Source organism: Phnomibacter ginsenosidimutans (assembly GCF_009740285.1).
GTDB lineage: Bacteria > Bacteroidota > Bacteroidia > Chitinophagales > Chitinophagaceae > Phnomibacter > Phnomibacter ginsenosidimutans.
In genome coordinates this window covers 1,167,896-1,182,116 of the sequence record NZ_CP046566.1, presented here as the reverse complement: position 1 = coordinate 1,182,116, position 14,221 = coordinate 1,167,896, and the positions used below count along the sequence as shown (strand labels likewise).

Here is a 14,221-nt window from a genome sequence, read left to right as displayed (position 1 = left end):
ATGTTGTTTGCGTTTGTAGGTTGTTGAAAGAAAAACCCGACGTGCTTCTTTGATTATTTCTTACCCAGATAGCGATACATTTCGCAGGCAGCCAGCAGCCATGCACCTACACCAAAGTTGGCCGTTGAATTTTTATCTACGATTTGTCCCGGAATTGCTCTTTCGCCAATGGGCTGTACATAACCAATGGTGCCATTGGGTTGTACCGCCGTTGTCGTTAAAGCCTGCCATGCTTTTTCCACTACGGGGCCATACTCCACCTTACTTAGCAAACCATGATTGATGCCCCACAAAATGCCGTAGGTAAAAAATGCAGTACCACTGGTTTCAAAGCCGGGCGATTGTTTTTCGTCGGTAAGACTGCGGGTCCAGTAGCCATCGGCATGCTGACATTTTTTTAAAGCAGCTGCCATGCTTTTCAACTTGTTTTCATAAAACAACCGGTGTGCATCCTGTGCTGGCAAATCCTGCAACAGTTTGGCAAGCCCGGCTACTACCCAACCATTACCCCTCGACCAAAAATCTTTTCCGCCACTTGCTGTTTTGTGTTTGGGATAAACATACCTCGCATCCCTGAAATACAAGCCTTCTGAATCATCGTACATAATGCTGTCGGCAAATTGCAAATAGCTGTAGAGCTTTTCTAAATACAAAGGCTCCTTCGTGATGCTATACATTTTCGTCATCACCGGCATTACCATGTACAAGCCATCGCTCCACCACCAGTAATCATTTCTCGGCGTTTGTATCTGGTATTGCATCACTTGCTTTGCACGGGCTATTTTGGATTCGTCGGGTTGTAACTTATACAGATCTATGTAAGTCTGAAAACAGATTTGCCAATCGCCAAACAACACATATTCATCTGTTTCGCCGTAGGTCAATTTCCATTTGCTGATATCATCCGATTTGGCACCTTTCCACTGGTTGTGGGTAGCCCATTGAGTAGAATATTCCCGGTAAGGTTCGTGCTTCGTGAGTGCATACACTTCCATATTGCCCGTATGGTATGCAGCATTGTCCCAAAATGCATTCACGGTGGGTTGATGTGTTTGCTGCCAGTTATTGTTGACCAAATGAATGAGCTGCAACACTTGTTGCTGCGCAGCAGCAGTCTGCGTTGCTTTTTGCGTATGTCCACAGGCCATCGATAGCACAACTGCAATCATCGTTGCTACAACGTAGGCTTGTGTGTTTGTCCATCTCGTTATCATACCACTACCATTTTACCTGCAACACCTGCACCGGTGTTGGCTTTGTTTTAATCAGTCCTTCCGCATCGGCCTGTACCACTTGTTGTACAAACAAATACAGCTGCTTATTATTTGTCCATTGTGCCACATCATAGTTGGGCTCCCATGCAGCAACGGATTGTTCATACACATCTGCCAGCTGCCATTGCAAAGGCTTGCGGCTTTTTACAGCAGCACTCGCAATGCTGATAACACTGTTTCGTTCTGCATCTCTGAAAACAACGTGCACGGTACTGTGTCGTCTTTTTTGCCCAATCACCAATTGCGGTCTCGATATAGGAATGCTCTTGGTGCCCATTCCGCTGAGTGTAAAATTCATTTTCCTGAATCCCAAATCGCTGTGTTGCCACTCACCTTTTTGCCTGTACAACAACTGGTATTGCGGCACATTGCCAGCGCCTCGCCAATAGCTGATGATAAAAGGTTCTCCTTTATCGTTGGCCGCCATGGACGTTTGATTCATCAGTTCGCTGCGTTGCGGAATGCGCCACGCTATTTCTGCAGAGGCAGCAGTAATAGGCAAATCATATTTTTTACCATTCGATTGTTGCCAGGTATCGCCGCCATCGGCCGATACTGCATAGCACATGTCATGATTGCTGGCTACATCGGGGCTCTCCCGCCACACCCACGATACATGCAATCTTCCTTTCGCGTCTACACATGCCTGCCAGTATGCATTGCGCAATCCTTCGCCATCAATCAAATTATTGTGCATCCGTTTCCAGCGCCCGGTGGCGGGGTTATAGCTGTTGATGACAAGATTGCCATTGCCCGAACTGCCATCGCGGTACAAAAAAATGAGCTGCCCGTTGGGCAAGGCATGAAATTCCGGGTAGGTTACTTTTTGCTCCTGAGTGCCTATCATTTCCATGCTATGCAACCGGAGCGAACCCGGTGCCTCACTTTTGGCATAATGCAACGGATGCCCGTGATGATCCCATGCCATGTGCAGGTAGCCCGCCGCATCGGCCACAATGCTGATGCTGTTATGGGCATCATGAATATTGCCTGTAAAAGCTGTGACAACTGTTTGCCAACCCGTATCGGCAACATGGCGTTTGCCCAGCACTACGTTTCCTGCCTGATTGTAGTAGGCAATGAATTGCGTATCGGCAACAGAAGTAAGTGCATGCTTGCGAAAGATGACGGTGTTGACAGAATTGCCAGCCCAACCATCGCCCACCGTAGTGATGCCGCAAACCACCGGCGATAGTTTTTGTGCCGGCAAAAACACCGCACAATGACAACCCAGTAGTAAGAAAAAAGACGCAGCATCAATTTCATCATTATAAGTAAAACCGAAAGGTAGCTGCATCCACTGACGAATATTTTACGGGTGCAAAAACTGCAACCCGGTAACACATCACTTTGTGTTTCATATGGCCAATGAGCAACCAGCTTACTACGGCTGTATGAGGGTAAAAATATTGGAGATGTGGTAGCCCCACGGGGGGGCAACTCGGAAAAAAAGGGGGTAAATTCATCAATTTACCCCTCTCTCTACGCATCATAACAGGCTTTATTCCTTAAGCCTGTCGCCAGATACCTTATCGTTGAGGCGATAATTTTTGCCCAATGTCTTTCGGTATTTTTCAATGTATTCCGATGGCTTCATGCCAAAGGTTTTGGCAAACTGCTCCCGGAAATATTTGATGTCTTTTATGCCCACATAAAACGCAGTTTGGTTGATATTATAATTGCTGTTGATGAACATTTCGGCCGCCTTGCGCAACCGGATAAACCGGATAAAGGCACTGGCACTTTGCCCCGAAATGGTTTTGATGGTTTTGTACAATTTGCTGTGGCTCATCCCAATTTCTGTAGCCAGCACTTGTATGTTAAACTCATCGTCGTCGAGGTGGCGTTCCACAATGTCGATACAGGCTTCTAAAAATGCCTTGTACTCACCCGACACACTGAAATAGTTTTTCTGATGGGTGATTTCGTTGTAGAAATACTGCTGCAGGTTTTGCTGATTGCGCAGCAGACTTTGCACCCTGGCTACCAGCAAATCTTTTTCGAAGGGTTTGCTGATGTAATCATCCGCACCGTATTCAATGCCTTTCATTTTCAGCTCTGGCGAAATACTGCCGGTGATTAAAATGAAGGGAATATGGTTCAGTGCTGCTGTTTCTTTGATGGCTTTGCAAAAATCGATGCCTGTCATGTCTTCCATCATCACATCGCTGATGATGATGTCGGGCATTACTTCGTGGGCAATGGCCAAACCTTTATGCCCGTTTGCCGCATCGTACACGGTAAAGTTTTTGCTGAATACTTGCCGCAGGTAGCTGCGCATTTGATCGTTATCATCTACAATGAGCATGCTGCGCAATTCACTCACAATCGATTCGAGGCCGTTGGTAATGGCAGGTTTTGCAGCAACCAGCGGTTCGCTGCCCGCAGCTATTTCTTCGAGCAATGCGGTACTCGTAGTAGCTGCCACCGGCGCATTTTCTACTACCTGAGCAGCGCTGCTTACAATGGGCAGCGAAAGGGTAAAACAAGTTCCCGTTTGGCTTCGGTTGGCAAAACCAATACTGCCGCCATGCATTTCGGCCAATTTTTTGGCCAGGTACAAACCAATTCCAAAACCAGGTTTGCCGGCATGTCCCGGCTCTTTTACCTGATAATATTTTTCGAACAAACGGTTGCCCACCTGCGGGGGTATACCCGGGCCGCTGTCGCATACTTCTACCGTTACCTGCGTAGCATCGGCTTGTACATTTACCAATACTTCACCCTGCTCCGGCGTATATTTCAGCGCATTCGACATCAGGTTGTATAAAATGATATCCAGTTTTTCGCGGTCGCCTTTCACCACAATTGGCTGCGCATTTACCTGCAGCTGGTAGTTTATTTGTTTAGACCGGGCCTGCTGCACAAAATAGAGATAGGTTTCTTGGCACAATTGATCGAAGTGAAACACTTGCTCAACCAACTGCCCCGTATCTGTGTCCGTTTTTCTAAACAATAAAAACTGATCTACCAGGCTCAGTAACCGTCGGGCATTGCGGTACACCAGCCCGAGCTCTTCCTTGCTATCGCTGCTGTCCTCTTTTTGTACAATGTCTTTCAGCGGATTGATGATGAGGGTCAATGGTGTTCTGAACTCATGGGCAATATTGGTAAAAAAAGATTGTCGCCTTTCGTTTACTTCCTGCTCCTGATCGGCTTGTAATTGGGCCAGTTTTATTTTGTAGCGCAGCCGCTCTTGCTGTATGCGATAGTTGTAAATAACATAGCCCAAACCCGCTGCCAGCAGCAGGTACAAACTGTAAGCCCACCAGCTGCGGTACCATGGCGGCAACACAATTATCCGAAGCAGGGATTCCTTTTCTTGCCAGGTGCCTGCCGCATTGGTGCTTTTAATGTGCAGCACATAACTGCCTTCTGTAAGGTTGTTGTAATTGATGTTGCGGGTGTTGCCGGCATACGTCCATCCTCTGTCCCATCCTTCCAAAAAATATGCATAGCTTATTTTTTCCGGCGAAGCATACTCCAGTGCATTGAAGCGGATTGACAGAATGGCTTCATCGTAAGGAATGCGCAACTCTTCAATGGTCGCAGCATTGCGTTTGCTGATGTAGTCATTACCAGCCACGGCTACATCCTTGCTGTTGATCATGATACTGGTGATGTACAGTGGGGGCATAAAACTCCGCACTACAATGCTATCCGGATGAAACAGATTGAAGCCCTTGATACCACCAAACATCAGTTCGCCACTGCGCAGCTTGTATGCAGAACGATAGTTAAACTGATTGCTTTGCAAACCATCGCTTTGATAAAAGTTGCTGAATGATTTGCGCTTCGGATCGAAGCGGGCCAACCCATTAAAAGTACTCAGCCACAGCATGCCCTTGCCATCTTTTACAATGGTGTGCACCGCATTGTTGCACAAGCCATTGGCATCGGTGTAGCGTTCCATCACTTTTCCCGTAGATATGTCAAACAGCAACAGCCCGTTGCCTTCGGTGCCCAACCACAAGCGGTTGCTGTTGGCATCGGCAAGTATGGCCCGCACCGGTTTGCCACCAATGTCGTAAAAATGATGCTGCTTGTCTTGCCGGTCTATTTGTACCAACTGATTGGTAGTACCACCCCACAATTGCCCCTGTTTGTCTTCTGTAATGCTGATGATATCGTTGATGTTTTGAGAAAAAATATCAAAGCGATCGTCAGCCCGGTTATAGCGATACATCTTACCGAAAGTGGTAGCCCACAAGGTTTTATCCTTGTCTTCATACAGGCTTAATGCATTTTTATTTTCGGTGCCGTTGGCCGTGTTCAGCAGTTTGTAATGCTTGAATTTTCCGGTGGCTTTGCTAAACTGATTGACACCGCCTCCCAGTGTAGTCATCCAAATTTTACCGGTGTAATCAGTAAAAATATTGGTCACCGAATTATGGCTGATGCTGCTGGCATCGCCTGCATGGTGCACATAGTTGGTAAAGCGATTGCTACGCCGGTTCCAGATGCTGAGTCCGTTGCCATCGGTACCAATAAAAATATCTTCGTCGGTTTTGCTTTCTGCAAATGAATACACAAAGTTGCCGATGAGAGAATTGCCGTTGAACGGATCATTGGCAATGGTTACAAATCGGCCGTCGGAAGAAGATATAACATTGCAACCGCCTTTGTGAGTGCCAATCCACATACGACCTTCATTGTCGGTGGCCAGTGCATACACGGCATCGCTGCTCAGGTCGTGTTGGCCTTTGCCTGCAGTCAGATAACGGACTTTGCCTTGCTGCATGTTGCGAATGGCAATACCACCTCCTTCTGTTGCAATCCACAATTCATGATTGGCAATAAACAAACTGCTTACATTATCAAAAGGCAACACTCCAGATGCTTGTGTGAAATGAGCCGTGTATTTGCGCAGCATGGTGTTGTATTGATGCAAGCCATTTTCGCTGCCTACCCAAATATTGCCTGCAGCATCCGCTACCATACTGTTGGCATTGGCTACGCTGGCATCGGCCAATAGTAAGCGTTTGCTGGCCGCATCGTATTGGCAAAGTCCAATATCGGTTACAAACACATACAACTGCTGCCCTACCTGCGCCATGGCTTTGGCTATGTACCCATTGGACCAGCCCGTATTGGTTTGGCAAAGTATCTGCACAGGATCTTTGTCTGCAGAACGCTTCTGCATCAATCCCCAACCGTTGGTTCCAAACCAAACATTACCTTGACTGTCGGAGCTGATAAAATTGGCATTGATAGACAAGCGTTCCCGCTGCCGCCCCGGCTGTTGTATATAGTACACGGGGGAAAATATACCGGTGGTTCTGTCGAGCTGGGCAATGCCCTGACCAGTGCCTACCCAAAACTGTTGCCGGCCATCTTCGTGAATGGAATAAATATAATTGTGCGGCAACGAAGTGCTGTCATCGGGCCGGTTGCGAAACACTTTAAACTCACTGCCATCGTAACGGTTCAATCCATCGTAAGTGCCAATCCAGATAAATCCCTGGCGGTCTTGCAAAATGCATCTTACCGAATTGTTCGACAATCCTTTTTCAATACCAATGCGGGTAATGGGTGAAAAATTATTGGCTGTTGATACCAGTGGAACAAGTACCAACAGCCAATGCCAATAGTGGAGCAATTTCTTTCGGGCGTTCATACAGCAGCTTTCTTTCGGGCAATACCGCTTGGCAATGCGCATATAAAGAAAGGTTATTGACCATTATGCACTGTCATGCACCCTACTTTTTCGAAAATGGCTAAACGAAAACGGTTACGTAAACCGCATTCATCAACAGCATCATTATTTAATATGCGGACTGGTGAAACCCAGTTTGGTTAAACCCGTCTGCACTTCGGGGCAACTCATAAACAAATTCCAGAGCAACCCGCTACGGTAGTTTTCCATCATCACCACAATTGGCCCTTGGTCAATGGCGAGGTAATGCGGTTTGTACCAATTAGCTGTTTCGCTGAAGGCATCATAGAAGCCAAACTCACCCCAGAGTTTATCCTTTTTATTGAAGTACCAGTTTTTCATCGCCGCCATCGACTCTTTGGGTGTGTACGGAAAAGAAGACAAGGCCGCGGTAGGAGAAATCACACCAAGGTCATGTTCCATAGAAGGCGCATGTCCTGCATATCCTTTAATGGAATAGCTGGATGTCATGCCCCAATTATCGGGGCCATAGCCTTTGTATTTCTTGGGATTGTTGACCGCCCAACGATAATGTATTTGTGCATGACCGGTTGTCTCTTTCCAATAATCAGCGTATTTGTCTTTCAACCCACGAGGGTCGAGGCCGAGGTAAGAATAGTGCGACCAAAACAAGGGACCACTTGTTTTATTATCGCCCTGATAATGCAGTTGCAACTGAATGCCATCGTAGCCATCGGGCTGTTCATTAATCTTGCCATTTTGTGCCCAGCCTTCATGATACACAGCAGGAGCAACGCCATGTGTGGGCGATGAAGCCGCCAGCACATACATAATCAAACATTCGTTGTAGCCCTTCACCGGAAAATTCATTTCCCAACCGTAGTTGGGGCTCCAATGCCAGTACAATACATTTTTGTTATTGGTGTACCAATCAAACTCTACTTCCCGCCACAGTTTATCAATGCGGGCTGCCAACGCTTTTTCTTCAGTATTGCCTTGCTGAAAATACTGGCGTACACAAAGCAAGCCTTGCAGCATAAAAGAACTTTCTACCAAATCGCCGCCATCATCTTTTTTGCTGAATGGTTTCACCTTACCAGTTTCGCCATTCCACCAGTGTGGCCATGCGCCGTGAAAACGGTCGGCGGTTTCTAAAAAGCCAACGATTTTTTCCAACCGCTTCAATCCTTCTTCACGGGTTATAAATTTTCTTTCGATGCCTACCAAAATGGCCATCACACCAAAGCCACCACCACCGCTGGTTACTACATGCTTATCATTTTGCGGGTACACATTATCGGCATGAAAACGCTCCCTTGCCAAGCCACTCGTAGGCTCAGCCCCATTCCAAAAATATTGAAAGGTGGCCCGCTGCACTTCGGTAAACAGGGCCGCATCTTTTGCAGACGCAAAAGGAACAGAGGTGGTTTGCAACGCTTTTTTTTGTGCAACTGCTGATGCTATTACAAAAAGCACACCGGCTGCGGCAAGAAGTATTTTTTTCATATCACACTCATTTCTTGTTCACAAAATAGGGGCACACAGGTAAAAGACCTAACCCATGTGCCCCTTTATAAAACTATACTAACAACTACTGCTATTACTTATTGGCTTTACCCAAGTTGAACAATGCTTTAATATGCGCATCGGGCAGCAAACGATTGTACACCCGCAGCTCATCTACCTGACCAGTCATGGGGGCGAATGATACATCTGAACTCACAGACTTGCCGGGGATGCCGTTGTAGTTAGAACCAATGATGACTTCGCTGGGCTCATAGGCTTTGAATGAGTTGTTGCCGGTGCCACGGTTGGGGAAGCCACCAATCTTTAAGCCATCTGCCCAAATGTTGAAGATACCCGTGAGGTACTCATAGGTGAGCACTATGTGCGTCCATTTATCAGCACCAATGGTGGGCGACAAAGTGTTGTTGATATTGTCTTGTGTGCCACCAGTCATAGTAAGGAAAGTAGGCTGAATGCGCAACGTGCTTGTATTGCTGGCAGGGAAAGACTGGGTATTCAACGCAAAGTTGATACTGCCATTAAACTGACCGGGACGAGTGAGTTGAAACAGCATGGTACGCTTGCTGCCATTGTTCAAAATTTTTACCCAAACACTAATGCTCCAGTTTTTGAGCGAATCGGTTTTGAACTTGGCAAACTGTGTGGGGTAATACAAATAGCCGGCAGCAAGGCTCAAGGCTTTGCCCCTTACGCCACCCGTTACAAACACATCGTTGGCGGTTTGTCCGGGTGCCGTATTTGTTTTCAATTCATTCTTGGTATCGTCGAAGCTCCAGTACGCAATCACGTTTTCCGGATATACTTCGTCGGAGCTATTGAAGCCATCAATCTTACCTTGATAATCGGCAGGATTAACGCCGGGCAGGTTGTAGGGATTACCATCCTTTTTGCAAGCCGTAGCCAGCAGCGAAAAAGCCAGCAATGCAGCAAGCGCCCTGTTTCATATATGCAAATGTTGTTTTCATAATTCGTGTTTTAAAACATCAACAATTAATAGCCAGGATTTTGCTTGAGCACACCGGCACTCAGGTCAATTTGTGTTTGCGGAATGGGCAGCAACACATCACGACTGTTGGAGAAATTGGTTTTACCCGCAGCCTGCAATACATCTTGTGCAATTCCCCAGCGAACGATATCCCAGAAACGGTCGTGCTCCATGGCCAGCTCTACCCTACGCTCCTGGCGAATGGCCTGGCGCAGCAATTCCTGATCGGTAGTGGTTACATCGGGCAGCACACTGTTGTTGCCAGCACGGGCACGGGCACGAACACTGTTGAGGGCTACTCGGGCTGCTTCAATATTGGCAGTGCCGCCTACTTCGTTGGCCGCTTCTGCAAACATGAGCACTACATCGGCATAACGAAGCAAACGCACATTCATCCAGTAACCAAAGCGGTTGCCAATAGCTGAACGGATAGAAGGATTAGTGGCCACTTTACCATTATAACGAGGGTTAGGCAAACCAACAGGAATGGTTTCGCCATAAATGGTTTGGTAAGTAGTGGTAGCTGTGCTGGTGTACATGATGGTGCGGTTCTTGCGTGGGTCGCCAGCTTCGTAAGCAGCTTCGAGTTGTACACTCGGTGTGTTCCAACCCCAGCCACGGTCCCAATCGCCGGCGCCACGGGTACCTTGTATTTGTGCATACTGTACGCCATTGGCCGATGGAATAGCGGCAGAAGCAGTAGCCTGCACTTCAAAAATCGACTCTCTGCTGTTCTCACCTTCTTCACGGAAAATTTTGTCGTACGGAGTAGACAAATCATACACACCCGAAGCCATAACCGCTTGTGCAGCAGCTTGTGCCGCAGCCCATTTCTTTTGGGTGAGGTACACTTTTGCCAGCAAACCATTGGCAGCACCACGGGTGACACGGCCGGCAAATTTTGCATCCCATGTAAGTGGCAAATTGGCTGCCGCAAATGTCAGGTCGCTTTCGATGAAGGCGTACAACTGAGCTGCTGAACTCTGTGGTACGTTATTCTGCGCCGCAGGATCGGAGAACAATGAATCGATGAGGGGCACACTACCAAAATAACGCACCAGATTGAAGTAGGCATAGGCCCGCAGGAAACGTGCTTCACCCAAAGTTTGCTGCTTGATTTGCTCAGGCGCTACAATGGTAGCATTGGTGTTTACTTCTTTAATGGTGCTGTTACATTTTGTTACTAACGAATAGTTGCCCAACCAAATGGTATTGAGGAAACCATTGCTTGGCAACACAGGAAAATTATCCATGGTCAAAGCATTGGCTCCACCATCGGCTGGCGTACTTCCTTTGTCTGCATCATCGCTGCGAATACTTACGGCAGTAATGAATGATTGGCTGTGCAGGTTGAAGCTGCGCAAATCGTTGTAGGCACCAAAAATAAATTGGTCGTACGGGCCGCTGCCACCGGGGTACGGATAGTTCTCTTCGTCATAAGCCCCTTGACGTTCGGTATCTAAAAACTTATTGCAGCCTGTGCTCGTAAAGAGCAGTCCTGCGGACAATACCAACAGGCAAGCTTTCCAGGTAAGTTGATTGATTGTTTTCATTTGGAAATGTTTTTGTCTGTTAGAAAGTAAGGTTGATGCCACAAGAGTAAATAGCAGGAACAGGATAAGCACCATTATCAGCACCACCACCCAAAATGCTGCCAATGAGTGGCTCGGGTGAGTAACCGGTAACGAGGCTCCATGTTTTGATATTCTGTCCGCTCAGGAACACTCTTGCTTTTTGAATACCCACTTTGCGCAGCGCATTTTGCTGGAAAGTGTAACCCACTTGCAACGTACGAATGCGGAAGTAATCGCCGGGCTCCAGGAAGTAGGTGCTCATCAGGAAGTTGTTGCCACGGGTGTTGTCCAAAATGGGTTCTACATTGCTGGTACCTGGCGCAGTCCATGCATTCAGGCGGTTGGCTTCGTAGTTGAGCACTGCAAAAGTAGATGTGCGGCGCTGTGTGTAAATGCTGTGTCCGGCGGCACCCTGACCTTCGAGCACAAAGTCGAATCCGTTATAGTTCAGTTCGATATTGGCACCATAAGAATATGGTGGGAAAGGTGTACCAATATTGGTACGGTCGGCTGGTGTAATTACATCATCGCCATCCAAATCGGCATAGGCAATATCACCAGGCAATGTGTTGATGAAGGCAGCCTGCTTAGAGATGTCGGCAGTAGACTGATAAATACCTGTTTGACGATACCCAAAGAAGTGACCAATGGATTCACCGGTTTTAGTCAGGTTGTTGCCACCATTACCCAAAATGGTAAAGTTGAAATTGTTACCGATTGAATTTACTACGTTGTAGTTGTAGCTGAAATTAGCCCCAACACGGTAGCCAAATTTCTTACCAATGTTGTCGCTCCAGCCCAGGTTTACTTCCACACCACGGTTGGTAATTTTACCCAGGTTGGTGAAGTAACTGCGGGATTCGTTGGGCAGGGTTACGGCAGTAAGAATGTCGGTAGTGGTACGATCGTAGTACGTCAGTTCTGCATTCAGGCGATTGTCGAATGCACGAATGTCTACACCCAGATCCAGCCCTTGTACGGTTTCCCAATGCAGGTTGGGGTCGGGAATGTAGGCCGCCTGTATGGAGGTATAAATGTTGTCGGCAAAAATGGCTGTTGAAGCATTTTGCACACCGGGCTTAAAGATGTTGTCGGCAATACCGTTGGCATTACCCGTACGGCCCCAGGCTGCACGAAGTTTCAGGAAGTTGATGCCTTTTACTTTATCAAAGAATTTTTCATCGCTCAGTACCCAACCGGCGCCGATGCTTCCAAAGGTACCCCAGCGATTTTCTGGTGCAAACTTGGAGCTACCATCGCGGCGGATAGTGGCATTGAGCAAATACTTGTTTTTAAACTGATAACCCACACGGGCAAACGCACCCACAATAGAACTTTCGCTACCACCACCAGTGTTGGTAATAGGATTGTTGGGGTTAGAGATGCTGAGGTACCAGAAATCAGGATCATCCGGAATGTTTACCGCAGTATCTCTGCGGGTACCACCTACAAAAGAACTGGCGCTGTAAATGGTCGTAAAACCAGCCAGTGCATTGATGCTGTGGCCATTGCCAAACTTCTTATCGAAGGCCAGTGTATGGTCTTGCTGGAAGCGGCGGGATTCACTTTGCTGTTGCGACACAGTGGTGCGGGCAAGTTGGTCGAATGTAGTGGTGGTAGGTGTACCGCCTTCGCCCAAATTGATGAACGAAAATGGCAGCCGTGAGTAGCTACGGTTGGTATTGAAACCAAGGTCGGTGTACACGGTACTGCGCCAGGTGAAGTTTTGTAAAAACTTCACTTCGGCAAACAAACTACCAATCACCCGGAAACCTTTATCTACCTCATTGCCCTGGTTGCGATTCAGCGCAGCAATGGGGTTGCCCACCTGTGCCCGCTGAAACGAAGGCATGCTGTAATACGTATTGGCATCGGCCTGAATGGGTACAATGGGTGCAGCCCACAAAGCATTAGAAATAGAAGCACCGGGAGGCGTGTTTACAAAATGATAGCCTGTGATATCACCACCTACTTTAATGTTTTTGTTGAAACGAATTTCTTCATTCAAGCGAACGAGATAACGCTTGTAGCGGTCAAACTTCAACACACCTTCCTGATCGGTGTACCCAATGTTTACATAGGTGGTTGATTTTTCGCTATTGTTAGAAATGCTGAGGTTGGTAGAAGACATCACTGCTTTTTGCAACACTTCATTTTGCCAGTTGGTATTGGCAGTGTAGTTGGTATAATCAAACGGCGCAGCATTCAGGTTGGCCAACTGTGCGTTGTACAATTTCTTAAATCCTTCTGCATCGGTGATTTTGATTTTATCCTGCACTACCTGTACACCTACATTGCTTTGCAGGTTGATACGGGTTTGGCCACGGGCTGCTTTTTTAGAGGTAATAGCAATAACGCCGTTGGCACCACGTACACCATAAATGGCAATAGAAGATGGATCACGAAGAATGTCGATGGATTCGATGTCTGCAGGATTGAGGAAGTCGATGTTGTCATGCAAAATACCATCCACCACATACACGGGGCTGGCACTGTTGGTGCTGTTTACACCACGAATGCGTACCACAGGGCTGGCACCTGCACGGCCGCTGTTTGATACCGTTAAACCAGCTACTTTTCCTTGCAAAGAAGCAATGGGGTTGGTAGAAGGCATGCTGGCTACTTCTTCACCTTTGATGGAAGAAACAGAACCCGTGAGGTCTCTTTTCTTTTGGGTACCATAACCCACCACTACCACATCTTCCATAGAACGCTCAATGAGTTTGAGGCTAACGTTAATAGATTTACGATTGCCTACTGCTTGTTCGGTACTAGTGTAGCCTACAAAAGAAAACACCAGCGTTGCATTGTCATCTACCGAAATGCTGTACTCACCATTGTTGTCGGTGGTAGTACCATTGTTGGTGCCTTTTACATACACGCTGGCCCCTACCAGCGGCTGTCCTTTGATGTCGGACACACGGCCCGTAACCACAATTTGCGGCTGCTCTACTACAGTGCCGGTGTTGGGAATTTCAACTTCTGGCTCAGCCGTTTTGCGTTTTACCACAATGGTTTTTTCTTCAATGGTGTATGTGAGTACCTGGCCTTCAAAGCAGAGGTTCAGCACATTTACCAATCTTTCATTTTGTACCGACAGCGAAACAGGCTTCGCCATTTTCAGTACTTCATCGGCATAAAAAAACTGATAGCCGGTTTGCTTTCTGATTTGTTCAAATACTTTCTGGAGGCTTACATTGTTTTCGCGGATGGTCACTGTTTGCGACAATCCACGGGCACTTAC

The 14,221-nt window shown here is 47.3% G+C and carries 7 protein-coding genes; all 7 read right to left on the bottom strand.

Translation table 11 applies throughout. From position 1 onward, the window contains the following. Positions 1-53 precede the first annotated feature (53 nt). On the bottom strand, positions 54-1,214 hold the full coding sequence (locus GLV81_RS05075; protein WP_197428951.1) for a glycoside hydrolase family 88/105 protein: 1,161 nt from the start codon (positions 1,212-1,214) through the stop codon (positions 54-56). Between the two features lie 4 nt (positions 1,215-1,218). Continuing rightward, entirely contained in the window at positions 1,219-2,571 is a 1,353-nt protein-coding gene (locus GLV81_RS05070; RefSeq protein WP_157477420.1) for a BNR repeat-containing protein, read from the bottom strand. A 204-nt stretch (positions 2,572-2,775) separates the two neighbouring features. Beyond that, entirely contained in the window at positions 2,776-6,891 is a 4,116-nt protein-coding gene (locus GLV81_RS05065; protein ID WP_197428950.1) for a hybrid sensor histidine kinase/response regulator transcription factor, read from the bottom strand. A gap of 144 nt (positions 6,892-7,035) precedes the next feature. Continuing rightward, complete coding sequence (locus GLV81_RS05060; RefSeq protein ID WP_157477416.1) at positions 7,036-8,397, bottom strand: glucoamylase family protein; 1,362 nt, start codon at positions 8,395-8,397, stop codon at positions 7,036-7,038. A 94-nt stretch (positions 8,398-8,491) separates the two neighbouring features. Further along, entirely contained in the window at positions 8,492-9,340 is an 849-nt protein-coding gene (locus GLV81_RS05055; protein WP_157477414.1) for a LamG-like jellyroll fold domain-containing protein, read from the bottom strand. Between the two features lie 68 nt (positions 9,341-9,408). After that, complete coding sequence (locus GLV81_RS05050) at positions 9,409-10,956, bottom strand: RagB/SusD family nutrient uptake outer membrane protein (protein WP_157477412.1); 1,548 nt, start codon at positions 10,954-10,956, stop codon at positions 9,409-9,411. A 19-nt stretch (positions 10,957-10,975) separates the two neighbouring features. Then, a complete protein-coding gene (locus GLV81_RS05045; protein ID WP_157480673.1) occupies positions 10,976-14,095 on the bottom strand; it encodes a SusC/RagA family TonB-linked outer membrane protein in 3,120 nt (1,039 codons plus the stop codon). Positions 14,096-14,221: the final 126 nt, after the last annotated feature.